Raw genomic sequence first — 25,391 nt, 5'->3', positions numbered from 1 at the left:
AATGAAAGAATACATGCAGGATTAAATTATCAAACGCCAACCTCTTATAAACTTATGAATTCTGTCTAAGTTTTTGTTGACATACCAGTGTAAGCAAGGGCACCCATATTCACACAAGTTGAAAGAAGTGTAACTAAGGGCACCCATATTCACACAAGTTGAAAGAAGTGTAAGCAAGGGCATCTATATTCACACAAGTGGAGAGAAGTGTAACTAAGGGCACCCATATTCACACAAGTGGAGAGAAGTGTAACTAAGGACACCCATATTCACATAACTAAAAAGAAGTGTAAGCAAGCCCCCCCCCAATATTCCCACATAAAAACAAAATTAAAAAAGCCACTCTATTCAGAGTGACTTTTAATATATAGGTATTACATATGGGAACTATGTCCGCCAACCATAACCCAATAAGTACCGATTACTACTAATAAAGTAATAATTACTGCGAATAGTACTTTGAAGGCTGTTGCACGTCCATCTGGTCCTTCTGTTAAATGCATGAACATTAATAATTGAACTAATGCTTGTATAAATGCAAATCCTATAATAATTGAAGTTCTTACTTGTAGTGACATGCCAGTGTATAACATAACATAAACAGCTAACAACGTAAGTAAAATTGAAAATATTAAACCGACTGTATGCGTAACGACTGTTTTATTCATGATCCACTCACCATCCCTACAAGATAAACTAGTGTAAAGATAAAGATCCATACAACATCAAGGAAATGCCAATATAAGCTTCCGATAAATACTTTTGGTGCATTATGTTCGTTTAATCCACGTGTAGCAATTTGAATTAATACGCCTGTTATCCAGAATACACCTAAAGTAACATGAAGACCATGTGTTCCTAAAAGTATAAAGAATCCAGACCAGAATGATGCTAATTGTGGTGTAACACCTTCATGAACATAATGTGTGAATTCGTATACTTCAAATCCAACGAATCCTGCACCAAGTAATAATGTGATGATCATCCATACCATCATCATTTTGACATTTTCTTTACGCATGTAATGTACACCGATACCACAAGTGTAACTACTTACTAATAAAAGGAATGTCATTATCATTACTAATGGTAATTCAAATAGTTCTGGTGTAGTAAAACCACCGTAAGAACCACTTTTTTGTAATACTAAAAATGTTGCAAATAAAGTACCGAATAACGCAACTTCTGCAGTAAGAAAGACCCAAAATCCGAGTTTGTTTAATTGGCCTGTTTCATTAACAGTATCAATTGTTTTATGTTGTTCATTACTCATCTTTATTGTCCTCCTTTTCCTGTAATTCTTGTTTGCGCAATTCACGTAATTTTGCTTCATTTTCTTCTAATTCTTCAGCATGAATATGGTAACCGTAGTCTTTTTCGAAACTTCTAAATACCATACATGCTAATACGCCTATACCAAAGATAATTGCGGGAATATACGTTTCAAATACTAAGAAGAAACCTCCGAATAGGAAACATACTGCCATCCAGAAACCAACGTGTGTATTATTTGGCATATGAATATCTTTATAGTCATGATCATCAAGATAGTGTTTACCATTTTGCTTCATTTCTACAAATGTTTCAGTATCATACCATTTTGGTGTGATTGCAAAGTTGTAATGTGGTGGCATTGCTGAAGCAGTAGCCCATTCTAATGTTCTACCTAAACCGTTCCAGTTGTCACCATTTGCTTCACGTTTAGCTTTACCGTAACTATATACTACGTTCCAAACTAACGCTAAGAATCCTATACCCATCAAGAATGCACCAATTGTTGAGATGAAGTTTAATGAGAACCATCCATCTGATTGCGTGTATTTGTATAAACGACGTGGCATACCATCTAAGCCAAGTAAGAATTGTGGTAAGAAACATAAGTTAAATCCTAGAGTAAATGTCCAGAATAACCATTGATTGATTTTTTCATTTAATTTGTAACCAAACATTTTTGGATACCAGAAAATTAAACCTGCGAAACATGCGAATACAACACCAGCAATAATTACGTAGTGGAAATGTGCCACTAAGAAATACGTATTGTGGTACTGATAGTCTGCAGCTGCCATAGCAAGCATGACACCTGTAACACCACCTAATGTAAAGTTAGGAATGAATGCTAATGAGAATAGCATTGGTGATTCAAAGGAAATTCGTCCTTTATACAAGGTGAATAGCCAGTTGAATATTTTAACACCGGTTGGTACTGCGATTAACATTGTAGTTATTGAGAAGAATGAGTTTACTAATGCACCATTACCCATTGTGAAGAAATGGTGAACCCAAACTAAGAAACTTAAGAATGCAATACCACTTGTTGCCCAGACCATACTTTGATGTCCGAATAAACGTTTTCTAGCAAATGTTGGGATAATTTCTGAATAAATACCGAATGCTGGTAATACAAGTATATATACTTCAGGGTGACCCCAAACCCAGAAGAAGTTAGCCCATAGCATTGGCATACCACCATTAGCTACTTCAAAGAAGCTTGTTCCCATTAAACGGTCGAAAGTCATTAATGCAAGAGCGACAGTTAAAATAGGGAAGGCTAAGATGATTAATAATGATGTAATTAATGTTGTCATTGAGAACATCGGAATTTGCATAAATTTCATAGATTTAGTACGTAATTTTAAGATAGTAACAAAGAAGTTAATACCAGTCATTAACGTACCAATACCAGCAATTTGTATTGCAATTAAATAATAATTGATGCCAGTACCTGGACTGAAATCAGTTGCAAGTGGAGCATAGTTTGTCCAACCAGCAGCTGGAGCACCACCAAGTACGAATGAAATATTAAATAATCCCATTCCGGCAGCAAATAACCAGAAACTTAAGTTATTTAACATTGGGAATGCAACATCTCGAGCACCTAATTGTAATGGTACAACAACGTTCATTAAACCAATTAAGAACGGCATAGCCATGAAGATAATCATGATAACACCATGTGTTGTAAAGATTTCATTATAGTGCTGAGATTCTAGTAATGTATTATCTGGTGTCATTAATTGTAGGCGGATAAGAAGAGCATCTACACCACCACGGAAGAACATAATGATTGCAGAAAGAATATACATTACACCGATTTTTTTATGGTCGACTGAAGTTAACCATTCAGTATATAACCATTTCCATTTTTTATAATAAGTTAATCCACCAACGACGCAGATACCTGTTAATACAAGCATGACTTGCGCCATTGTAATCATCCAGTCGCTTTGTACGATAAATTCATTCCATGGAAAATTCATTACTTGTCACCTCCATGGTTTTTATTTGAAGATTGCTCATCTTTCTTTTCATCATCAGATTTAGCATCTTCTTGGATTTTTTCCATTTCGTCCATATGATGTTTTTCGTCTTTCTTGAAGTCACTATCATATTTTTCATTATTTGGAAGAATCATAGGTTTCATTCCATGACGTTCATAGTTAGGGTTAGTAACAGTTACTTTACGAGCAGGTAATACCGGCTTATCAGTTACGCCTTCACTTTCGTCATAGAAGTTTGGATCTTTTGGTTCATAACGGAAACGTTTAAATGCATGGAAGATATATTCCGGATCTGAAGCCGGATCAACATATGCTAAATGTGTACCGCTATAAGTAAGTTCCTGATTCTGAGTTGTAGGTAAAAGTTGGTGATCGAATGTATCTTGATCAATTGTTTTACGTTTTTGAGATTTTGAAACCCATTTATCGTAGTCTTCTGAACTTACTGAATTTACGTTAAATGTTTGTCTTGAGAAACCTTCACCATTAAAGTTTGAGTTTCTTCCTTTAAATGAACCAGTTTCATTAGCTTGCAATGTCCAATCCATTGTCATGCTTGTCATGGCATATTTCTGTCCACCTAATTGTGGAATCCAGAAACTTGTCATCATATCCATAGATTGCAGTTTGAATAAAACTGGGCGACCTTCTGGAATAGTTACATGATTGACTGTTTCAACCTTTTCATCTGGATAACTAAAGAACCATTTATAACCAGCACTTGTAGCATAAATAACTACTGGATCTTCATCAGATTTAGGTGGTTCTTCATAAGAATAAAGAGATTTAATTGTTGGTACAGCCAGTATCACAAGTATGATAACAGGAATTATAAACCATACTGCTTCTAAGATGAAGTTGTGGTGCATTGTACCAGTTGATTCGTTTTTTGTTTTTCTATATTTTATAATAAATATTAAAAACAAAACTGAGACCAATATGACTATGAAGACCATCATTATAATTGAAAAGATAATTAAGAAACGAGAATCTTCTGCCATCGGGCCTTTGGGGTTTAATACTTCTAAATTTGAACAACCACTAAGTAAAATACCTAATGTTGACATGAGAAGTATTGACTTTAACTTTGCCACGTTTTTTACCTCCCAAATTTTCTATATACCTATATATATGGCTAGACCTCAATTTTAAAGGATTTGTACATATTTACAAGGCTATCAAACGGAGTGTAAGCGTTATAATTTCGAAAAGTATAAAAAAACCTTTGATATGACGGGATTTTACCTAAATGTTAAATTTTTGTGTACATTTTAAAAAGGTTTTTAAATCTATAAAAACAATCAAAAATTAATAAAAACATTGATTTTTCAGCATATTATGAAAAATTAAAATGTAATAAAACTTCAATTATGTATGATAATTTTGCTAATAAAAATAAAACGCTCAATCCGTTAATTTTCGGATTGAGCGTTTTATTTTATTTCACTGTAATTGTTCTTCCTTGAGCAGTGATATGACCATCAGAATCTGACACTGCATATCCAACTTTATATTCACCAGGTTTATTAGTATTTACTTCGCCACTCGTTACTATGTCTGAAGTTAAATCTTTTCCTGATTTGTCTTTAGCTTTTACATCTTTTAAAAGGTCGAAATCTTCACCTTTTTTAACTGTAGTATCTTTGACACCTGACATTTCTGGATTAGGTGCTAATTCAGCATCGTTTACGTAAACTCCGCGTTTATATGTGTAGTAATAACCATCAGAATCTTTAACATGATAAGTTATATATTGTAAGCCAGTTTTTGAAGTGTCAATATCACCTTTAACTGAAACTTTATCAGTTATGTCGCCATCTTTTTTATCTACACCTTTAACACCTTTCATTGGGTCAAAGTGATCACCTTGGTATACTAAGTCTTTAGTAGGTACCGTAATAAGAGGCATATTGTCATCTAAATTTCTAGTTGAAGTCTTTTTATTAGAAGCTACTTCAGCTTTAGATTTGTCTTTATCATCAGTCGCTTTATCTTTTGTTCCATTTAAAGAACCTTCTTTTACTACATAAACATAATGCCATTTAGTTCGATATCCACCATCAGAATCCGTAACTTTATACTGTACTTTGTATTTGCCTAATTTAGAAGTATCTACATCACCAGTAACTTTAATCTTGTTAGTTAAGTCACCGTCTTCTTTATCATATGCTTTAATTCCCTTTAATGAATCATAATCGCTACCTTTTTCAACAACGTCTCCTTCAACACCTTTAATTTGTGGCAGACTATTGCTAGTAGCACTTGCAGTTAAAGAAGGTGTAACTAATGATGCTGATACACCAAGAACTGTTAATGATTGTAATATTTTATTCATCATAATTATGTACTCCTTTGTTGTAAACTATAAGAAAAGAATAACACGACTCGTGCATCAATTCCTTATTATTTAAAATATTATCGCAATGTTGTCACATTTACATCGACCTTTAGACCGATTTCAATTATCCAGGAGTATAAAGTGTTTCTTTTAGAGTATTTTTGGGGATAATATCACTTAAATAATATTTATCTAAAGTAAGAAGATATTCATTTAAAGCATGATTAAGTGCACCTTGTAATCCACAATTTAATGCGATAGGGCAAGTATTAGTTTCCATATTAAAGCATTCTACTAATTCAAAGTGATCTTCTGTTAAACGCACAAGTTTCCCGATATTTATATCTCGAGGTGACTTGTTGAGAATAATTCCGCCATTTCTTCCTCTTATAGATTTTAAATAGCCTAATTTTACGAGTTGATGAACTACTTTAGTTAAATGGTTTTTAGAAATCCCATAAAAATTCGCAATCTCTTCTATTTGAGATTGTTTATTCTGTTGAGCAAGATACATAAGCACGCGCAACGAATAGTCCGTATATTGGGTGAGCTTCATAAAGTTCAGCCTCCTTTTAATATATTAATTATACTTAATATTGTATGTAAAAAACAATGATTCAATTTATGTTTTATGGATAAGTGACAATTTTGTAAACTATTGCAAAATTTGTTGAAAAACATTGTGAAATTTTTTACAATTAAAGATGTATTTAAAATATATCTTTTAGAGGGGGATTCTGATGTTATCAGAACAAACTAAAGAAATCGTCAAACAAACAGTACCTGTGTTAGAAGAACACGGAAATGAAATTACAAAAGTATTTTATGAAAGAATGTTTGAAGCACACCCAGAATTATTAAACATATTTAATAAATCAAATCAAAAACAAGGTAAACAACAAACAGCATTAGCACAAACAGTATTAGCAGCAGCTAAACATATTGATCATTTAGAAGCAATCGTACCTAATGTGAATCAAATCGCACATAAACATCGTGCATTACAAGTAAAAGAAGAACATTATCCTATAGTTGGAGAATTTCTTTTAAAAGCAATTAAAGAAGTACTAGGTGATGCAGCAACAGATGATATTATAAATGCCTGGGAAGAAGCATATGGTGAAATAGCTGGCGTATTCATTCAAATGGAAAAAGCAATGTATGAACAAGCAGCTTGGGAAGATTTTAAATCATTTAAAATTACTAATATTGAAGACCAAGGTACTTCAATGAAATCATTTGAAGTAGAACCAGAAGAGAATATTAAAGTACCAGATTTAGTAGCTGGTCAATATATTACTGTTCGTATTAAACCTACAAATGACGAGAATTTAGCGTTAAGACATTATTCAATTTATTCTGTTAAAAATGATGGCAAAATTAGATTTGCAGTTAAAAAAGAAGGATTCGGTGAGAAAAAAGGACTAGTATCACACGACCTACACAATAGCTACTCAGTTGGAGATACAATAGAAATTTCAGCTCCAGCAGGTGATTTCAAAGTAGAATCAGCAGATGACAAAAAAATATTACTATTATCTTCAGGAGCAGGCGTTACACCAATGTTAGCTATGTTAGAAGATGAAGGATATAAAGGCAAAGAAGTTCATTTCGTACACATTAACGAATCAGAAAAAGATGTGCCTTTCAAAGACGAAATTGCTGCATTAAATGCAATGAATAATAATGTTAAAGTAACTTATCACTTAAAAGAAAGAGATGGTTACTTAACAAGTGACGAACTAAAAGCATGGATCGATAAAGATGTAGATATTTATTTATGTGGTGGTATAACATTTATGGATACAATTTTTGATGAGTTAAGCAAATTAAACATCGATCAATCAGATGTACATTTCGAACCATTCGGTCCAAAAATGAGTATTACAAACGTATAAATTTTATGAAGTATATCGTGTGATTCAGGAAAAATCTGAAATAAACACGAAGACTGATAAAAATATCTGACAATAAAATTAAAATAGGCTGGGACAATTAATTGTCCCAGCCTATTTTAATATATTTTTTTATTCTATTCCGTTTTTCCATTTTTCAGCTAGTAATGTATTATTTAACACCATAGTAATTGTAAGGGGACCAACGCCACCAGGTACAGGTGTAATTGCGCCAGCTACTTCTTTAACGGCTTCGAAATCTACATCACCTTTAAGTTTACCGTCATCATCTGGTGTGTTACCTACATCAATAATGACTGCTCCTGGTTTAACTAAATCTTTAGTTACGAGATGTACATTTCCTACTGCACTAACGATTACATCAGATTGTTTTAATACTTCTTCAGTATTCGTTGATTTAGAATGTAACAACGTAACTGTTGCGTCTTGATCAGTTAATAATTTACTAACAGGTTGACCTACGATATGACTTCTACCAATTACAGCTACGTTTTTACCTTTTAAATCTATTTCTGCATGTTTTAAAATTTCCATAATTCCTAATGGAGTACATGGAACAAATGTACGTTCACCAGTGTATAACCTACCAATATTAATTGGGTTAAAACCATCTACATCTTTTTCAGGGTTAATTGCTTCTAATACTTTAGATTCTGAAACTTGTTTAGGTAGTGGTACTTGCACTAAAATTCCACTCACAGAATCATCATTATTTAATCTGTCTAGCTCGTTTAACACTTCTTCTTCTGTTGATGATTCATCCATGTGTATGATCTCAGATATCATACCAATCTTTTCGGCTGCTTTCTTTTTCGAATTAACATAGCTTTTACTAGCACCGTCATTACCTACTAATATTACAGATAATTTTGGTACGATGTTATGCTTTTTTAATTTTTCTACTTCACTTTGAAGATCTGCTCTATACGCCTTCGCTATTTCTCTACCGTCTAATATCTTAGCTACCATGAAAATTGCCTCCTAAATAATAAATCGAACTTTAATGATGTTTACAATACAAATTATCCCTTTAATACGAACATAAATCAATAATTTTTATAAAAAATATAGAAAATGTTCGTTTTTCCATTGAAAATAGCATTATCAATTGTTATGCTATATCTGTAATATACACAATAAAAGTTAAATATTTCAACTATTTGAAAGGGTGACCTACATGAAAGTGGCAGTAATAATGGGTAGTTCTTCAGATTGGCCAATTATGAAAGAAGCATGTGACATGCTGGATTACTTTAGCATTCAATATGAAAAAAAGGTTGTATCTGCGCATAGAACACCATTAGAAATGGTTGATTTTGCTAAAAATGCTACTAGTCAAAACATCGATATTATTATCGCTGGAGCAGGAGGAGCTGCACATTTACCAGGAATGGTAGCGTCGTTAACAACAGTTCCGGTTATAGGTGTACCAATTGAATCGAAAAGTTTAAAAGGCATGGACTCATTATTATCTATAGTACAAATGCCAGGTGGAATACCTGTTGCAACTACAGCTATTGGTAAAGCAGGTTCTAAAAATGCTGGAATATTAGCAGCAAGAATGATTGGTATGACGGATGAAGATGTTAGAAAACAATTAGTGAATTATGAAAAAAGTTTAGTCGATAAAGTGGAGGAAATGCAAAATGACTTATTATAACCTCGAAACTGGTGACATGATAGGTATTGTGGGTGGCGGACAATTAGGTAAAATGATGGCACAATCTGCACAAAGAATAGGATTTAAAGTAGCAATACTTGATCCTGATGAGAATTGTCCTGCACAATTTGTCGCTCATGAATTTATAAATGCGGATTATTCAAATGAAGACGCACTTAATCAATTAGGTGAAATCTCGAAAGTAGTAACTTATGAATTTGAAAATATAGATGCACAACAATTAAAAACACTTTCCAATAATTATAATATTCCTCAAGGAAGTGAAACTGTTGCTTTATTACAAGATAGATTAACTGAAAAACAAACATTAGAAAGCGCTAATGTAAACATTGTACCGTTTTTAGAGGTTAATCACGCTCAAGACTTGAATAAAGCGATTGAAACAATAGGCTTCCCTTTTATTATCAAGACGCGCTTTGGTGGTTATGACGGAAAAGGTCAACTTGTTATTCATTCTAATAATGATTTAGATGAAGCGAGAAATCTAATTGCCAATACACCATGCGTAGTTGAAAAATATCTCCCTCTTTATAAAGAAGTATCCATAACAGCAACTCGTGATATTTATGATCAAACTGTTTATTTTCCACTACAAGAAAACGAACATAGGGATCAAATACTATATAAGACAATTGTTCCAGCTCGTGTAGACCTTGAAGAACAAGCTATAGATGAAGTGAAGAAGATAATGACTAAAGTTCACTTTATCGGTACTTTCACTGTGGAATTTTTTGTAACAAATGATTTGAAATTATATGTTAATGAAATTGCACCAAGACCACATAACTCAGGGCATTACTCTATTGAAGCTTGTGACTATTCCCAATTTGATACACATGTACTTGCAGTTGCAGGTTGGCATTTACCGAAAAAAATTAATTTATTGCAACCAGCCATTATGATGAACTTATTAGGACAAGATGTCTCAAATTTAAAAAATGAATTTTATAAACATCCAGATTGGCATGTTCACATTTACGGTAAGAAAATTAATAAAATTAATCGAAAAATGGGGCACATTACCAAGCTATCACTTGATCTAGATAAGGATGAATTAACATTTAATCAAACTTTTGAAGGGCGGAACAAGTAACATGTCATTACTTTATGAAGGTAAAGCTAAAAGAGTATTTAATACAGAACAAGAAGGCATTTTGAGAATTGAATATAAAGATGAAGTCACAGCAGGTAATGGTGCTAAAAAGGATGAAATGATTGGTAAAGGTAGATTAAACAATCTAATTACTTCTAAAATTTTTGGAATATTGAAACAAAAAGGTGTATCAAGTCACTTTATAGAGCAAATATCAGATACTGAACAACTTGTTAAATCTGTAGATATCTTTCCATTAGAAGTAGTAGTTCGTAACGTAGCTGCTGGATCCATTTGTAAAAGGTTAGGATTTGAAAAAGGTCATACATTTAAACAACCATTATTAGAATTATTTTATAAGAAGGATGAGTTAAATGATCCTCTTATCACAGATGATCATGTCGCTTTGCTTAATATCGCATCGACAGAACAACTTTCTACTATTAAAGATGAAGCTTTAAAAGTTAATGAAGTGTTAAGTAAAGTAATGAATGAGATGAATTTAATATTGGTCGATTATAAAATCGAATTTGGCATTACAAAAGATGGTCAAATTTTATTAGCTGATGAAATATCCCCAGACACTTGTAGAATTTGGGATAAAGAAACAAAAGAAAACTTTGATAAAGATGTATATAGAGAAGATACGGGATCATTAATCGATACTTATGAAACTTTTTATAAAAAATTGGAGGAACTATAAATGAAGAAGATTGAATTGCATATCACATTACAAGGACAAGTATTAGACACACAAGGACAAGCATTAAATAGAGCTGTGCATGATTTAGGATATGAGCAAGTGAATGATATTAGAGTAGGTAAAGTTATTTATATGACTGTCGATGAAACAGATGAAAATACAATCAAAAATGTTGTAAATACATTAAGTGAAAAACTATTTGCCAATACTGTAATCGAAGAATATAGCTTTAAAATTCTAGAAGATAAGGAGAACGCGTAATGAAATTAGCTGTATTAGTATTTCCAGGATCTAATTGCGATCGTGATATGTTTAATGCTGCTAAGCGTTCCGGTGTTGATGCAGCATATGTAGATTATAGAGAAACAACTCTTGAAGGATTTGATGGGGTCTTAATACCTGGTGGATTTTCATTTGGTGATTATTTGAGATCTGGTGCGATGGCTCGTGTTGCTCCAATTATTAATGAAGTAAAAAGACTTGCTAGTGAAGGTAAACCTGTACTAGGTGTTTGTAATGGATTTCAAATCTTAACTGAAGTTGGGCTATTACCTGGTGCCTTACTACATAACGATAGTCATTTATTTGTTAGTAGAAATGAGCATTTAACAATTGTAAATAATGAAACTAAATTTACGAACCTATATAAAAAAGATGAAACAGTTGTTTATCCTGTTGCTCATGGTGAGGGTCATTATTATTGTACTGATGATGTTTATAATGAACTTGTAGAAAATAACCAAATTATATTAACTTATAATGACAATCCAAACGGCTCATATAAAGATATTGCGGGCATAATAAATAAGGAAGGTAATGTTTGTGGTATGATGCCACACCCAGAACGTGCAATGGAAACATTACTTGGATCAGATAGCGGTGTCAAATTATTTCAATCTATGATCGAAAGTTGGAGGGAACAACATGTCTAAGTTTTTAGAACCAAGTATAGAAGAAATTGAAAAAGAATATTTATATAAAGATATGGGCCTAACAGATGAAGAATATCAAAAAGTGATAACTATATTAGGTAGAAAACCTAATTTCACAGAGATTGGAATCTTTTCTGTTATGTGGAGCGAGCATTGTTCTTATAAACATTCTAAGCCATTCTTAAAACAATTCCCGACTTCTGGAGAACATGTATTGATGGGACCAGGTGAAGGTGCTGGTGTTGTTGATATTGGTGACAATCAAGCGGTAGTGTTCAAAGTAGAATCACATAATCATCCTTCAGCAATTGAACCTTATCAAGGTGCAGCCACTGGTGTCGGAGGTATAATTCGTGACATCGTATCTATCGGTGCGAGACCAATTTCATTATTAAATAGTTTGAGATTTGGCGAATTATCAAGTAAGACGAATCGTAGACTGTTTAGTGGTGTAGTAAAAGGTGTGGGTGGATACGGAAACTGTATCGGTATTCCAACAGTAGCTGGTGAAATTGAATTTGATGGTCGTTACGATGGTAATCCACTTGTAAACGCGATGTGTGTCGGTATTATCGAACACGATAAAATCCAAAAAGGTACTGCTAAAGGAATAGGCAATCCTGTTATATATGTTGGATTAAAAACTGGCAGAGATGGTATACATGGAGCAACATTTGCATCAGAAGAATTAAGTGAAGCATCTGAAAGCAAAAGACCATCTGTCCAAATAGGTGATCCTTTCGTAGGTAAAAAATTAATGGAAGCAACTTTAGAAGCGATAACATATCCAGAATTAGTTGGAATTCAAGATATGGGAGCTGCAGGTTTAACTTCATCATCTTCAGAAATGGCAGCTAAAGGTGAAAGTGGTATTCATTTACATTTAGAAAAAGTACCAACACGAGAAGAGGGCATATCTCCTTACGAAATGATGCTATCTGAAACACAAGAACGTATGCTCTTAGTAGTTGAAAAAGGAACTGAACAAAAATTCTTAGATTTGTTTGAACATCATGAATTAGATTCAGCTGTAATTGGAGAAGTAACGGATACTAATAGATTTGTATTATCTTATGAGGACGAAGTTTATGCTGATATTCCAGTTGAACCTTTAGCTGATGAAGCGCCAGTATATATTTTAGAAGGAGAAGCTAAAGAACACCATAAAGATGCAAATCAATATGATCATATTGATGTTGAAGATGTGTTTACTAAACTTATTAACCATCCAACGATTGCATCTAAGCATTATGCTTATGACCAATATGATCAGCAAGTTGGAGCAAATACTATCATTAAACCAGGTATTAGCGCTGGTGTTGTAAGAGTAGAAGGTACAAATAAAGCAATTGCGTCAACAATTGATGGAGAAGCAAGATATGTTTATAACAATCCATATGAAGGCGGAAAAATGGTTGTAGCAGAAGCATACAGAAATCTTATTTCTGTAGGTGCAAAACCTTTAGCGATGACAGATTGTTTAAATTATGGTTCTCCAGAAAAGAAAGAAATCTATCAACAATTAACAGATTCTACACGAGGTATGGCTGAAGCATGTGAAGCTTTAAATACACCAGTCGTTTCAGGAAACGTCTCTTTATATAATGAAACGAAAGGAACTTCAATTTTCCCAACACCAGTAGTTGGAATGGTTGGATTAATTGAAGATGTTAATTATTTAAATGATTTTGAGCCAAAAGTTAATGAACGCATATATATAGTTGGAGAAACTAATAACGATTTCGGTGGAAGTCAAATCGAAAAATTATTATATACAGAAGTAAACCATGAATCAAGCTCAATTGATTTAAATGCAGAAGTTAAACGTGGCGAACAAATTAAAGAAGCAATTAATGCAGGCACGGTTTCTCATGTCCAAGCAATTGGAAAAGGTGGTATAGCTATTAGTTTAGCAAAAATATCAACACACTTTAATTTAGGATTAGATGTAAATGTACCAGTTTCAAATGCACAGTTATTTAGTGAAACACAAGGTCGATACATTTTAATCGCTAAAGAAGAACAAATAGTAGAAATTGATGGTGCGGTTGAAATAGGTAAAGTAACTAACGATGCTCAATTTACATTAACGAATGATTCATCTCAAATTAAATATGATGTATCTACTTTGGATGAACAGTTGAAGGGAGCTATAACGCAATGCATGAAATCAAGAGTTTAAATGAAGAATGTGGTGTGTTTGGCATTTGGAATCATCCAGAATCTGCACAATTAACTTATATGGGACTTCACAGTTTACAACATAGAGGTCAAGAAGGCGCAGGAATTGTTTCTTCAAATGGACTGGAGCTTAAAGGTGAAAGAGGTTTAGGATTGCTAACAGATGCGATTTCTGATGTTCAATTAGAAACTTTTAAAGGTAATCAACATGCGATTGGTCATGTAAGATATGCGACATCAGGAAATAAAGGTATTGAAAATATTCAACCTTTTTTATATCACTTTTATGATATGAGTGTAGGAGTTTGTCATAATGGGAATTTGGTCAATGCCCAAAGTTTACGTATTGAGTTAGAAAAGGAAGGCGCAATTTTTCATTCTTCATCGGATACAGAAGTCATTATGCATCTTATTAGAAGAAGTAAAGCACCTACTTTTGAAGAAGCACTAAAAGAAAGTTTAAACATTATAAAAGGTGGATTTACGTTCGCATTATTAACTAAAGATGCACTTTATGGAGCAGTAGATCCAAATGCTATAAGACCTTTAGCAGTAGGTAGAATGAAAACTGGTGCTTATATTATTGCAAGTGAAACATGTGCAATCGATGTTCTTGGCGCAGAGTTTATTAGAGATATTCATGCTGGGGAATTTATTGTCATTAATGATGATGGTATAAGAGTTGAGTCTTATACAAAAGACACAACAACTGCAATTTCAGCTATGGAATATATTTATTTTGCTAGACCAGATTCTACAATAGCAGGTAAAAACGTACATGCTGTTCGTAAAGAGTCAGGTAAAAAACTAGCTCAAGAAAGTCCTGTTGCTAATGCAGATATGGTTATTGGTGTTCCTAATTCATCTCTTTCAGCAGCATCTGGATTTGCAGAAGAAAGCCACTTACCTTATGAAATGGGTCTAGTTAAAAATCAATATGTAGCTAGAACATTTATCCAACCAACTCAAGAATTACGTGAACAAGGTGTCCGTGTTAAATTATCAGCTGTAAAAGATATCGTACATGGAAAAAATATTGTGCTTGTTGATGATTCAATTGTTAGAGGTACTACAAGTAAGAGAATTGTGAAGATGTTAAAGGATGCTGGAGCAAATGAAATACATGTTCGCATTGCTTCACCTGAATTTATGTTTCCTAGTTTTTATGGGATTGATGTTTCGACGTCTTCAGAATTAATATCTGCTAATAAATCACCTGAGGAAATTAGAGATTATATTGGTGCAGATTCATTATCATATTTATCTGTTGATGGGTTAATTCATTCAATAGGTTTAGATAAAGATGTTCCATATCATGGTCTTTGTGTTGAAAGTTTTACAGGAGACTATCCTGCAGGGCTATATGATTATGAAGAGAGATATTATGAAAATTTAAGTCCACGTCAAAAGGCTTATCTAGAAAATAACAAACAATACTTTGATAAAGAGGGTAATCTTAATGTCGAAAGCATATAAAGCATCTGGTGTAGATATAGAAGCGGGCTATGAAGCGGTAAATAGAATGAAGTCTCATGTACAAAGTACGATGAGAAAAGAAGTACTAGGTGGATTAGGTGGATTTGGTGCAGCATTTGATTTGTCTCAATTAAATATGAAGAAACCCGTTTTAGTATCGGGTACTGATGGTGTAGGCACTAAACTGAAATTGGCTATTGATTATAATAAACACGACACGATAGGTATTGATGCAGTGGCGATGTGTGTTAATGATATATTGACGACTGGTGCTGAACCTTTATATTTTCTTGATTATATTGCAACAAATAAAGTAGAACCAGAAACAATTGAAGCAATCGTATCTGGAGTGTCTGTAGGTTGTAAAGAAACTAATTGTGCGTTAATTGGTGGAGAGACTGCAGAAATGGGTGAAATGTATCATCAAGGTGAATATGATATTGCTGGTTTTTGTGTTGGAGCGGTTGAAAAAGATGATTACATCGATGGAAGTAATGTTGATGATGGTGACATTATAATCGGAATAACATCTAGTGGTATACATTCTAATGGATATAGTCTTGTAAGAAATTTAATTAAAGAAAGTAAAATCAATTTAAATGATCAATTTGATGAAAATAGAACATACTTAGAAGCGTTTCTTGAACCAACTAAACTATACGTTAAACCAGTACTTTCAGTATTAGATAAAGTGAAAGTGAAGGGTATGTCGCATATTACTGGTGGAGGTTTCATAGAGAATATTCCTAGAGCTATTCCAAATGATAAAGATGCTGAAATAGATGTTAGTACATATAAAGTACCTCAAATATTTGAGTGGCTAAAAAATCAAGGAAATATTGAAGCTTCAGAAATGTATAATGTATTTAATATGGGTATTGGATTTGTTCTAATTGTTAATAAAGAAGACCAAGAAGAAACATTGAATATTTTAAAACAACATAATGAAGAAGCTTTCGTTATTGGTGGAATTACAAATGGAACTGGAGAGGTCAATATATCGGGGGTTCAATCATGATTAAAATTGCAGTATTTGCTTCAGGAAATGGTTCAAACTTCGAAAAAATTATGGAAAACATTGAAGCAGGATATTTAAACCATATTGAGGTTACTGCTTTATATACAGATAATCCGAATGCTTTTTGTATTGAAAGAGCAAGACGGTTTAATTTACCAGTATATATTATTGATCCAAAAACTTATGACGATAAAAAAGAATATGAAGAAGCACTGTTAACGAAATTATCACAAGATAGAGTGAGCTGGGTTATTTTAGCAGGTTATATGAGAATTGTAGGACCAACACTATTGAAACAATATGAAGGTAAAATGTTGAATATTCATCCTTCTATTTTACCGAGTTTTCCTGGTAAAGATGCTGTTGGACAAGCACTTGATTATGGTGTGCGTGTCACAGGTGCAACTGTACATTATGTTGATAGTGGTATGGATACTGGTAAAATAATTGATCAATTAAGTTGTTCTGTATATCCAGACGATACAAGAGAAACATTGCAATTAAGAATACAAAACTTGGAATACGAATTATACCCACGTGTCATAAAAGAAATCATTCAATAAAGGAGTCTTTACAAAATGAAGAATGCAATATTAAGTGTTTCAGATAAAACAAATATAGTGGAATTTGCAAGTAAACTTATAGAAAATGGTTATAAAATATATTCAACAGGTGGCACTAAAAAAGCACTAGAAGATGCGAAAGTTGAAGTTTATTCCGTTTCTGATTTAACACATTTTCCTGAAATAATGGATGGAAGAGTAAAAACTTTACATCCAGGTGTACATGGTGGGATTCTTGCAAATCGTTCTATACCTGAACATTTATCAGCATTGAAAGAACAAGATATCGATTTAATTGATCTAGTTGTTGTAAACTTATATCCATTTAAAGAAACAATCAAAAAAGACAATGTCACCGAAGATGAAGCGATTGAAAACATAGATATTGGCGGACCAACAATGTTAAGAGCTGCTGCAAAGAACTTTAAATTTGTAACTACAGTAGTTGACCCGGAAGATTATAACGAAGTCATTGATCGTATTGAAAATAATAAACTTGATGAAACATATCGCAAATCTTTAATGGTTAAAGTATTTAAACATACAAATGATTATGACAAAACAATTGTTGAGTTTTTCGCAAATGAATCTGAACAATTAAGATATGGTGAGAATCCTCAACAAAGTGCGACATTTGTAAAAACGTCAAACGAAACAAACACATTAGCTGGTGCTAAACAATTACACGGTAAAGCATTAAGCTTTAACAATATTAAAGATGCTGATGCAACTTTATCACTTATTAAAAAATTCGAACAACCAGCTGCAGTAGCTGTTAAACACATGAATCCATGTGGAGTAGGTGTAGGAGAAACAATCGAAGAAGCTTATGATTACGCATATGAAGCGGATTCTCAATCTATATTCGGTGGAATTGTTGCATTAAACAGACCAGTTACTAAAAAACTAGCGGAATTATTACATTCAATTTTCTTAGAAGTTGTAATTGCACCAAGCTTTGAAAAAGAAGCTTTGGAAGTATTGACTAAAAAGAAAAATATTAGATTGTTAGAAATTAATATGACAGAAACAAAAGATGAACAAGAATTTGTTTCTGTATCTGGCGGTTACTTAGTACAAGATAAAGACAATGCTGTTATATCTAGAGATGAGATGAAAGTTGTAACTGATGTTGAACCTACAGAAGCGCAATGGAAAGCTTTAGAATTATCATGGAAAGTTGTACGTTCAGTAAAAAGTAATGCAATTGTACTTGCAAACGACCACCAAACTGTCGGTGTAGGAGCGGGTCAAATGAATAGAGTAGGTTCTGCAAAAATAGCAATTGATAGAGCAATCGAAATGAATGACAATGTTGCTTTAGCGTCTGATGGATTTTTCCCAATGGGAGATTCAGTTGAAACAGCTGCAAAAGCTGGAATTAAGACAATCATTCAACCTGGAGGCTCAATTAAAGACCAAGATTCAATTGATATGGCTAATAAATATGGAATCAGTATGGTATTTACTGGTATGAGACACTTTAAACATTAGGAGGTCAATATGAAAGTACTTGTTATAGGATCGGGTGGAAGAGAGCATGTATTAGCTAAAAAATGTAGTACTTCAGAGTTAGTTGATAAAGTATTTGTTATTCCAGGAAACGATGCGATGACTGAAGTAGCTACAATAGTTTCAGATATAGATGAAACAGATCATAAATTAATTAGAGATTTTGTTGTAAAGCATGAAATTGAATGGGTAATTATTGGACCAGAACAACCATTAATTGATGGGTTAACAGATGAATTAGAACAGACCAATGCTAAAGTGTTTGGACCTAATAAACAAGCTGCTCAATTAGAAGGTTCAAAAGAATTTGCAAAAAAAATCATGGAAAAATATAATATTCCAACCGCTGAATATCAAACTATTACGGATAAAGATAAAGCAAAAAAATATGTTGAACAATGTAAAATTCCAATAGTGCTTAAAAAAGATGGATTAGCTGCTGGAAAAGGGGTAATTGTTGCATTAACACGTGATGAGGCTAGAGAAGGTGTTGAGACTTTATATCAAACTCAAAATGAAAAAGTTGTTTTTGAAGAATTTCTTGATGGTGAAGAATATTCAGTTATGACGTTTGTGAATAATGAGTTTGCAGTTCCATTCGATTGTATCGCTCAAGATCATAAACGTGCATATGATGGTGACATAGGCCCAAATACAGGTGGTATGGGAGCATATTGCCCAGTTCCTCATATATCTGACGACATCTTAAAAGAAACTAACGAAAAAATAGCACAACCTATTGCAGACGCTTTAGTAAGCGAAGGAATCAACTATTTCGGATTAATCTATATAGGTGCTATATTGACTGAAGATGGTCCAAAAGTAATAGAATTTAATGCAAGATTTGGTGATCCAGAAGCACAAGTACTCCTAACTAGATTGGACTCTGATTTTATAGAAATTTTAGAAAAAGTTTATAAAAAAGAACCTATCACGCTTGAGTGGAAAGATGAAAGTATAGTGGGTGTTGTACTTGCCTCTAAAGGTTATCCAGGATCCTATGACAAAGGTCATTTAGTTGAAGGACTTGAAGACTTAAATCAATATTTTGTTAGTGCTTTGAAAAAGAATGACAAAGGGCAATATGAGAACAATGGTGGTCGAGTTATGATAGCTATCGGTATGGGTGATGATATAGAATCAGCTCAACAAGATGCTTATAACCAAGTTAGTAAAATTAAAAGTAATCAGTTGTTTTATAGAAAAGACATCGCACATAAAGCTATAAAAGCTAATAAGTAAATAACTTGGACATAAATGTCTTAGAAATTTAAAAAGAGCAGAAATTCATTATTAAAATTGAATTTCTGCTCTTATTTTTTATGAAAATCATTGTGGCAACTATAGACTTTGTTGGCATTTTTTTATGCGCATGCTTTCCGCGGGCATGTTCTCAGCCTGTAGTCTTCGAATCATGCTTTTCCCGCAGGAGTCAGCGCTAAAAAATGCCAAATATTAATTAAAGTTCAGTTTGACCACAGTCTGTAGTTGCATATAGAGCTACCTTTTTTCTATATAAAAAATAAGCATATCACTGTAAACTTTAAAAATCGGTTAAGTGATATGCTTATTTATTTTGAGTTAGGATTTATGTCCTAAGCATTTTTACATTGCGTTATACTTCATTCTTTTGGGAAAGGTATGGTCAAATATAACGCAATGTTATCTAATATCAGAAATGCTTGTTATGGGTATATAAATACTTAATAAGTACGCAACAACTACAAGCAAAATCGTCATTAGAACAAAATATAAATCTTTCATTGTAATAGGTACTTTATAATAGTAAGTTCTTTTTTGATTCGTAAATCCTTTCGCTTCCATTGCCACAGCTAATCTATGAGACTTTCTAATGCTTTGACTTAAAGTAGGTATAAGCAAATGATTTACCCATTTCAATCCTTTACGATTACTTTTGTCTATAACTGAATACCTCATTTTTAAAGCTTGTCTTAATTGCATAAATGAACTAAACATAATTGGTATCAATCTAATTGAAGCCATAAAAGCATAAGCAATTTTAGGTTTTAACTTTAAATGTTGCATGAAACTGTAAAATACGAAAATAATTTGAGAAGTAAAAGGAATGACCATCCCATAAAATGAAATGACGAGTGTACGCATTGTTACATGTAAACCTCTTAGTAAACTCTCATTTGTTATATGAATGATCCCTAACTGAAATATAGTATTATCTCCTTCACCATAAAAAATCATAAACAAAGAAGAAGTAAATCCAAAGAATAATGTAATCATAATTATAATGAGAAGGGGTAACCATTTAACACCACTCATTATAATTAAATAAATAAACATTATAAGGGTTAAATAAATCATGAAATCAAAATCATGAATAAATATAGCAAAGAAAAATAATACTATACCTAATAAAAGTTTGGTTAAAATATTTACATCATCTATAAAAGTAGAATATTTTTTCCAATTAGTTAACATGTGATTCACCACCGTTAACGTCTAATTGATGATTGTTAATGACTAATGTTCTTGTAGCATATCTTTCTATTATTTCATTTTCATGCGTGATCATTAATATAGTTTGTCCTTTGCGAACTCTTTCATGAAATAACTTGATAAGTTCAAAAGTATTATGACTATCCAAACCAAATGTTGGTTCGTCTAATAAAATAATTTCTGAATTAGTACTTAATGCTGTTGCTACACTTAAACGTTTCTTTTGGCCAATAGATAGTTCAAAAGGATGTTGGTCTTTAACATGATACAAGTTTAAAAGATTTAACATTTCATTAGTTTTTTCAATTGCGGTTTCTTTGTCTTGAAAAGCAAAATTGATAAATATTTCATTAAAGACAGATATTTCTATAAACTGCAATTCTGGGTTTTGATAGACAAAGTACATATGTTTAGATGCATCTTTAACTTTTTTTAATTGTTTATTCTTATATTTAACTTGTCCATTATATTTTATAAGTTGCATTATACTTTCTAAGAATGAAGTCTTACCAGAACCGTTTTGTCCTGTAAGCCCAATCCATTCACCACTATTAATAGTTAAGTTATCTATTGTAAAAAGTTTTCTGTTACTTCTTAAAATATCTAAATCTTTAATTTTTAATAAAGTTTCTTGTGCGGAAGATTTATTTTTTAATTGAGGTGCATAATTCCAAGAAAGTGGATGCCATACACCATACTGATTTAAAATATCTATATGATTTTCCAATATATCAGATGGAGTACTATCGTGTGTGATTTGTCCTTGTTCATTCATAACAATCACTCTATCGACAAAATTCCAAATATAATCAACTTTATGTTCTACAATTACAACAGTTTGATCTTTCCAATGTTGCATTATTAAGTCCCAAAGTTGCGTTGTTGACTGATGATCGAGCATAGCTGTCGGTTCATCTAGAAATAATGTTTGAGAATTTTGTAATAATATAGAAGCAATAGCTAATTTTTGTTTCATACCACCACTTAAACGGTTGATTTTTAACGAGGCATCAGCATTTAAATTCACTTTATTCATTGCTTCATTAATCATTCCATCCATCTCTTTTGGATCTACATTCATATTTTCAAGTACGAAAGCTAATTCTTCTTTAATCTCAGGCATACAAAATTGTGTATCAGGATCTTGAAAAACAACTCCTGGAAGTGTGTCGATAGTTATAGAATCAAGTTTCATTGGAATATCCAATGACCTAGGTATAATGCCGTTTAATACATTTAGTAATGTACTTTTTCCTGAACCACTTGGTCCTAATAACAGTACTTTCTCTTTATCATTAATTTGAATATCTAAATTTTTAAATATAATGCGTTCATCGTCTGGGTATTTAAGTCTTAAATTTTTTAGTGATAACAATTGGTTAACTCCTATAGTAAGTCATAGTCTTTTTTAGATGCAGGTCTAAATAGTTTAGTGACGCCAGTCTGATCAAGCGCTCTTACAATTGCATATCCTAAAGCGCCGCCTACAATAGCACCACTTAAAATTCTAATTGTGAACATCAAAATTACATTCCATAATGCAACATCACTTAAATAATTATAAAACCAATCAATCGGTAACGTAATAATACCTGCCAACATTCCGGCAACAATAGCAACTGATAATTTTCTATATTTATAACGAACTACTAAAAATACAATTTCACAAGCTAAACCTTGAAGTAATGCATAAACAAAAGTAGGTATATCAAATTGTCCCATTACAATTGTTTCGCCAGCACCAGCAGCAAATTCTGCAAGTAAAGCCACACCTGGTTTTTGAATAATTAAATACGCTATAATTGCTGCTATAAACCAAAAACCATATACGGATTGTTCTAAATGTAATCCTAAAGGTTTTAATATTTCATATGGAATCCATAAAAATTTATAAATGATTGCAAATAAAGCACCAATTAAAACTGTGACCAAAATATCAGATAAAGTTAATCTCTTTGACATGCTAATTATCTCCTTTTTTATAAAAAAATGTGCACTCCTATATCTAAATAGAAGCGCACAAAAATATTGTTATCATTTATAAATGAATATTATTATATGATTTACGAACACTTTCCTACGCTAGTATCATCTAGATCAGGTACAAAGGGTTCAGACCTTCTCATGTCTGTCTCAGTTTAAAACACCCCTAGTGCATTTATTAAATTGTTATCACTACGATAAGTCTTATCATGCATTTTGTCAATAGGCTATAATGAACAAAAAAACCCCCTATGAAAAGATAGAATGTTTCCATAGGGTATTTATTAGAACTACGAAAGTTGTTTATTCAAATGTATCTTGAATATTATCTTTTGTTTCGTCTTGTCCATTTTTATCGTCTTTCTTATTTTCTTGTTCTTGTTTCTTAGCTTTTTCTGCTTCGTCTTTATGTTTATCGTTATGTGTCATAAATAACACTCCTTTAAAATGTATGATATTATTATATACCCAACAACATATGAGTTTTAAACTTAATGTACTACTTGGGACTGATTTTCAATTTAATTAAAGACATTTGAAAATGAAACAATTATAATGTTCAATGAGGTGAAGAACATGTCTATAAAGAAAAAAAGCTGGGAAGTTCATTTTAGTCGTATTATAGGAATATTCATTTTAATTACCGGATTACTTATATTATTTAATGCACCACGTATTAAAGATTATAATATCAAGGAATCAAATGATATCCATATAAGAAATATTTGGGACTTTTTTGTAGCTTTTTTTGATGAGTTGGTTAGAATATTGCACCATTATATTGGTGGTTTTCCTGTAATAGCAGCAATAATAATTTTACTATTTGGTATATTTATTTTACTGATTGGACGTACTTTAAGAAGAACAACGAATTATGATTATGACATTTCTATATTTTATATCGGCTTGACGATAATATTAATGATTGTCATGATGATGACGATGTTCCAAGTTTATAGTTTTGCATCATTCTTATTTATTATCCCATTCAGTATTCACATTGGATATGTTGTTTATAAAAATGAGCTTAATCCGATGAAACGGAAACAGCATTATTTATGGATTATCATTTCTTATGGTATATGTTATTTCATTTCTCAATTTGCAATGAACCATAACATTGATGCGGAAAATGTAAAGCCTATCGATGTAATGAGCGTTAATTTATTCTTTGTATTATTATGGTGCTTTAGTCAAATGTCCGTATGGATTAGTTTATATTTAAGAAGATCTTTACCAGTAAGTGATAAAGATATTGAAATGGTTAATGATGAAAAACACTCAAGAGCAAATAATAATTTATTAACAAGTAAAATATTTAGCATATCTGAAAGTTTTTATGAAAAATCACAAAGCCTGAAGCAAACAACTTTAGAAAAGTTTAACTCTGAAGAAGCAATTGCTAAAAGAAAAAAACGTAGTGAAAAATGGAAAGAAATTATAAAAATTGAAGATGATGATATTCCGAAATGGATGAGAAGACCTAAATGGTTAAAGAAAAGTTATATAGAATGGATTTGTACAGCAATTTTATTCTTATTTACTTTTATTGAGTTTAACAATCGTAATGGCTTATTCTTATCAGGAGAATGGAAATTATCACAAACTCAATATGTGTTTGAATGGTTAACATTATTTATAATGTTGTTGCTTATCATTTTATATGCATACTTTAATTACACGACAAACTATAAAAATAAAAATAATTTTGGGAAACTATTCGTTATATCAGCACTGTTCTTTGAAATTGCAACGACATTCTTTGTCTCAGCAATTCAAACATCACAGTTCTCAGTATTCATAACACCAATTTCATTTTTACTATTATTGTTTGTAACACCAGCATTTATAATTCATCTAAAAAAATCTTTCTAGAGAAATATAGTCAAAACCTGCCAACAAAGTCGAACTTTGTTGACAGGTTTTTTATGTTTTAGAGTATTAGTATAATTTTTGTAGGACTTTTTTATTCACACAACATGTAAGTAGAGTAAATATGGATAGGTGTAGTGACAAAACTGAAGAGAAGTGTAAATATGGATAGCTATAGTGACAAAACTGAAGAGAAGTGTAAACAAGGGCAGCTGTAGTGACAAAACTGAAGAGAAGTGTAAACAAGGGCAGCTATAGTGACAAAACTGGAGAGAAGTGTGGTATGTCAACAAAAACTTAGACAGAATTCATAAGTTTATAAGAGGTTGGCGTTTGATAATTTAATCCTGCATGTATTCTTTCATTGTTA

Annotated in this window: 23 protein-coding genes, 2 pseudogenes and 1 riboswitch; of the genes and pseudogenes, 13 read left to right on the top strand and 12 right to left on the bottom strand. The window is 32.1% G+C overall.

The annotated features are described in order from the left end of the window. Positions 1-374 precede the first annotated feature (374 nt). From qoxD to LQ668_RS11490, 7 genes and pseudogenes are all read right to left on the bottom strand, one after another. Positions 375-668 carry a cytochrome aa3 quinol oxidase subunit IV gene (gene qoxD / locus LQ668_RS11520; RefSeq protein ID WP_078356755.1) on the bottom strand — a complete coding sequence of 98 codons (294 nt, stop codon included), beginning with the start codon at positions 666-668 and terminating at the stop codon, positions 375-377. Further along, positions 665-1,273, bottom strand: coding sequence for a cytochrome aa3 quinol oxidase subunit III (gene qoxC / locus LQ668_RS11515; protein WP_078356756.1), 609 nt, complete (start codon positions 1,271-1,273; stop codon positions 665-667). Before qoxC ends, qoxD begins: the two co-directional genes overlap by 4 nt. Further along, positions 1,266-3,260, bottom strand: a complete 1,995-nt coding sequence (gene qoxB, locus LQ668_RS11510; protein WP_078356757.1) for a cytochrome aa3 quinol oxidase subunit I — start codon at positions 3,258-3,260, stop codon at positions 1,266-1,268. The genes qoxC and qoxB overlap by 8 nt, the downstream gene beginning before the upstream one ends. Beyond that, positions 3,260-4,375, bottom strand: coding sequence for a cytochrome aa3 quinol oxidase subunit II (gene qoxA, locus LQ668_RS11505; protein WP_208144004.1), 1,116 nt, complete (start codon positions 4,373-4,375; stop codon positions 3,260-3,262). The genes qoxB and qoxA overlap by 1 nt, the downstream gene beginning before the upstream one ends. Before the next feature lie 344 nt (positions 4,376-4,719). After that, positions 4,720-5,145, bottom strand: a pseudogene (locus tag LQ668_RS11500) (immunoglobulin-like domain-containing protein); the annotation flags it as partial. Positions 5,146-5,325: 180 nt separating this feature from the next. Beyond that, a pseudogene (locus tag LQ668_RS11495) lies at positions 5,326-5,616 on the bottom strand (immunoglobulin-like domain-containing protein); the annotation flags it as partial. Between the two features lie 127 nt (positions 5,617-5,743). Further along, complete coding sequence (locus LQ668_RS11490; RefSeq protein ID WP_239700514.1) at positions 5,744-6,175, bottom strand: RrF2 family transcriptional regulator; 432 nt, start codon at positions 6,173-6,175, stop codon at positions 5,744-5,746. 184 nt (positions 6,176-6,359) lie between these two features. Between LQ668_RS11490 and LQ668_RS11485 the strand changes: the two genes are divergently transcribed. Further along, positions 6,360-7,517 (top strand): globin domain-containing protein, encoded by a 1,158-nt coding sequence (locus LQ668_RS11485; RefSeq protein ID WP_239700517.1) that lies wholly within the window; start codon positions 6,360-6,362, stop codon positions 7,515-7,517. 129 nt (positions 7,518-7,646) lie between these two features. On the opposite strand, the gene folD is transcribed toward LQ668_RS11485, so the two are convergent. Next, positions 7,647-8,504: a bifunctional methylenetetrahydrofolate dehydrogenase/methenyltetrahydrofolate cyclohydrolase FolD gene (folD, locus tag LQ668_RS11480; protein ID WP_078356762.1), complete on the bottom strand. Its 858-nt coding sequence runs from the start codon at positions 8,502-8,504 to the stop codon at positions 7,647-7,649. Positions 8,505-8,712: 208 nt separating this feature from the next. On the opposite strand from folD, the gene purE reads away from it, so the two are divergent. From purE to purD, 11 genes are read left to right on the top strand one after another with little or no spacing between them, the layout of a single operon-like run. Continuing rightward, positions 8,713-9,195, top strand: a complete 483-nt coding sequence (gene purE, locus LQ668_RS11475) for a 5-(carboxyamino)imidazole ribonucleotide mutase (RefSeq protein WP_078356763.1) — start codon at positions 8,713-8,715, stop codon at positions 9,193-9,195. Further along, on the top strand, positions 9,182-10,309 hold the full coding sequence (purK, locus tag LQ668_RS11470; RefSeq protein WP_107509838.1) for a 5-(carboxyamino)imidazole ribonucleotide synthase: 1,128 nt from the start codon (positions 9,182-9,184) through the stop codon (positions 10,307-10,309). The genes purE and purK overlap by 14 nt, the downstream gene beginning before the upstream one ends. 1 nt (position 10,310) lies before the next feature. Further along, complete coding sequence (purC, locus tag LQ668_RS11465; protein ID WP_078356765.1) at positions 10,311-11,012, top strand: phosphoribosylaminoimidazolesuccinocarboxamide synthase; 702 nt, start codon at positions 10,311-10,313, stop codon at positions 11,010-11,012. Then, positions 11,013-11,273, top strand: a complete 261-nt coding sequence (gene purS / locus LQ668_RS11460; protein WP_078356766.1) for a phosphoribosylformylglycinamidine synthase subunit PurS — start codon at positions 11,013-11,015, stop codon at positions 11,271-11,273. Continuing rightward, positions 11,273-11,944: a phosphoribosylformylglycinamidine synthase subunit PurQ gene (gene purQ, locus LQ668_RS11455; RefSeq protein WP_078356767.1), complete on the top strand. Its 672-nt coding sequence runs from the start codon at positions 11,273-11,275 to the stop codon at positions 11,942-11,944. The genes purS and purQ overlap by 1 nt, the downstream gene beginning before the upstream one ends. Beyond that, positions 11,937-14,126, top strand: a complete 2,190-nt coding sequence (purL, locus tag LQ668_RS11450; protein WP_078356768.1) for a phosphoribosylformylglycinamidine synthase subunit PurL — start codon at positions 11,937-11,939, stop codon at positions 14,124-14,126. Before purQ ends, purL begins: the two co-directional genes overlap by 8 nt. Further along, a complete protein-coding gene (gene purF / locus LQ668_RS11445; RefSeq protein ID WP_239700535.1) occupies positions 14,105-15,601 on the top strand; it encodes an amidophosphoribosyltransferase in 1,497 nt (498 codons plus the stop codon). Before purL ends, purF begins: the two co-directional genes overlap by 22 nt. Then, a complete protein-coding gene (gene purM, locus LQ668_RS11440; protein ID WP_239700546.1) occupies positions 15,585-16,619 on the top strand; it encodes a phosphoribosylformylglycinamidine cyclo-ligase in 1,035 nt (344 codons plus the stop codon). Before purF ends, purM begins: the two co-directional genes overlap by 17 nt. Then, on the top strand, positions 16,616-17,182 hold the full coding sequence (gene purN / locus LQ668_RS11435; RefSeq protein ID WP_078356771.1) for a phosphoribosylglycinamide formyltransferase: 567 nt from the start codon (positions 16,616-16,618) through the stop codon (positions 17,180-17,182). The genes purM and purN overlap by 4 nt, the downstream gene beginning before the upstream one ends. A gap of 15 nt (positions 17,183-17,197) precedes the next feature. Then, on the top strand, positions 17,198-18,676 hold the full coding sequence (purH, locus tag LQ668_RS11430; RefSeq protein ID WP_078356772.1) for a bifunctional phosphoribosylaminoimidazolecarboxamide formyltransferase/IMP cyclohydrolase: 1,479 nt from the start codon (positions 17,198-17,200) through the stop codon (positions 18,674-18,676). Positions 18,677-18,685: 9 nt separating this feature from the next. Then, a complete protein-coding gene (gene purD / locus LQ668_RS11425) occupies positions 18,686-19,936 on the top strand; it encodes a phosphoribosylamine--glycine ligase (RefSeq protein WP_239700548.1) in 1,251 nt (416 codons plus the stop codon). Between the two features lie 420 nt (positions 19,937-20,356). On the opposite strand, the gene LQ668_RS11420 is transcribed toward purD, so the two are convergent. The 4 genes from LQ668_RS11420 to LQ668_RS12400 form a co-directional block, all read right to left on the bottom strand. After that, positions 20,357-21,148 carry an energy-coupling factor transporter transmembrane component T family protein gene (locus LQ668_RS11420; RefSeq protein WP_078356774.1) on the bottom strand — a complete coding sequence of 264 codons (792 nt, stop codon included), beginning with the start codon at positions 21,146-21,148 and terminating at the stop codon, positions 20,357-20,359. After that, entirely contained in the window at positions 21,138-22,541 is a 1,404-nt protein-coding gene (locus tag LQ668_RS11415) for an ABC transporter ATP-binding protein (protein WP_239700550.1), read from the bottom strand. Before LQ668_RS11415 ends, LQ668_RS11420 begins: the two co-directional genes overlap by 11 nt. Before the next feature lie 11 nt (positions 22,542-22,552). Then, positions 22,553-23,128, bottom strand: a complete 576-nt coding sequence (locus LQ668_RS11410) for an ECF transporter S component (protein WP_078356776.1) — start codon at positions 23,126-23,128, stop codon at positions 22,553-22,555. A 95-nt stretch (positions 23,129-23,223) separates the two neighbouring features. After that, a riboswitch (TPP riboswitch) is annotated at positions 23,224-23,327 on the bottom strand. Positions 23,328-23,452: 125 nt separating this feature from the next. Further along, on the bottom strand, positions 23,453-23,578 hold the full coding sequence (locus tag LQ668_RS12400) for a hypothetical protein (protein WP_256681898.1): 126 nt from the start codon (positions 23,576-23,578) through the stop codon (positions 23,453-23,455). Between the two features lie 147 nt (positions 23,579-23,725). On the opposite strand from LQ668_RS12400, the gene auxA reads away from it, so the two are divergent. Further along, positions 23,726-25,024, top strand: a complete 1,299-nt coding sequence (gene auxA / locus LQ668_RS11405; protein ID WP_078356777.1) for a lipoteichoic acid stability factor AuxA — start codon at positions 23,726-23,728, stop codon at positions 25,022-25,024. Positions 25,025-25,391 lie beyond the last annotated feature (367 nt).

The organism is Mammaliicoccus sp. K-M42 (assembly GCF_022386375.1).
Classification (GTDB): Bacteria; Bacillota; Bacilli; order Staphylococcales; family Staphylococcaceae; genus Mammaliicoccus; species Mammaliicoccus fleurettii.
This window is presented reverse-complemented; position numbering and strand designations above follow the sequence as displayed.

Coding starts and splice junctions, on each gene's coding strand:
- purS (WP_078356766.1), top strand. CDS start 11,013: ATGAAGAAGATTGAATTGCATATCACATTACAAGGACAAGTATTAGAC.
- purN (WP_078356771.1), top strand. CDS start 16,616: ATGATTAAAATTGCAGTATTTGCTTCAGGAAATGGTTCAAACTTCGAA.
- LQ668_RS11420 (WP_078356774.1), bottom strand. CDS start 21,148: ATGTTAACTAATTGGAAAAAATATTCTACTTTTATAGATGATGTAAAT.
- purF (WP_239700535.1), top strand. CDS start 14,105: ATGCATGAAATCAAGAGTTTAAATGAAGAATGTGGTGTGTTTGGCATT.
- purL (WP_078356768.1), top strand. CDS start 11,937: ATGTCTAAGTTTTTAGAACCAAGTATAGAAGAAATTGAAAAAGAATAT.
- qoxC (WP_078356756.1), bottom strand. CDS start 1,273: ATGAGTAATGAACAACATAAAACAATTGATACTGTTAATGAAACAGGC.
- qoxD (WP_078356755.1), bottom strand. CDS start 668: ATGAATAAAACAGTCGTTACGCATACAGTCGGTTTAATATTTTCAATT.
- purK (WP_107509838.1), top strand. CDS start 9,182: ATGACTTATTATAACCTCGAAACTGGTGACATGATAGGTATTGTGGGT.
- purH (WP_078356772.1), top strand. CDS start 17,198: ATGAAGAATGCAATATTAAGTGTTTCAGATAAAACAAATATAGTGGAA.
- purC (WP_078356765.1), top strand. CDS start 10,311: ATGTCATTACTTTATGAAGGTAAAGCTAAAAGAGTATTTAATACAGAA.
- purE (WP_078356763.1), top strand. CDS start 8,713: ATGAAAGTGGCAGTAATAATGGGTAGTTCTTCAGATTGGCCAATTATG.
- purQ (WP_078356767.1), top strand. CDS start 11,273: ATGAAATTAGCTGTATTAGTATTTCCAGGATCTAATTGCGATCGTGAT.
- qoxB (WP_078356757.1), bottom strand. CDS start 3,260: ATGAATTTTCCATGGAATGAATTTATCGTACAAAGCGACTGGATGATT.
- auxA (WP_078356777.1), top strand. CDS start 23,726: ATGTCTATAAAGAAAAAAAGCTGGGAAGTTCATTTTAGTCGTATTATA.
- folD (WP_078356762.1), bottom strand. CDS start 8,504: ATGGTAGCTAAGATATTAGACGGTAGAGAAATAGCGAAGGCGTATAGA.
- purD (WP_239700548.1), top strand. CDS start 18,686: ATGAAAGTACTTGTTATAGGATCGGGTGGAAGAGAGCATGTATTAGCT.
- LQ668_RS11410 (WP_078356776.1), bottom strand. CDS start 23,128: ATGTCAAAGAGATTAACTTTATCTGATATTTTGGTCACAGTTTTAATT.
- purM (WP_239700546.1), top strand. CDS start 15,585: ATGTCGAAAGCATATAAAGCATCTGGTGTAGATATAGAAGCGGGCTAT.
- LQ668_RS12400 (WP_256681898.1), bottom strand. CDS start 23,578: ATGACACATAACGATAAACATAAAGACGAAGCAGAAAAAGCTAAGAAA.
- LQ668_RS11485 (WP_239700517.1), top strand. CDS start 6,360: ATGTTATCAGAACAAACTAAAGAAATCGTCAAACAAACAGTACCTGTG.
- LQ668_RS11490 (WP_239700514.1), bottom strand. CDS start 6,175: ATGAAGCTCACCCAATATACGGACTATTCGTTGCGCGTGCTTATGTAT.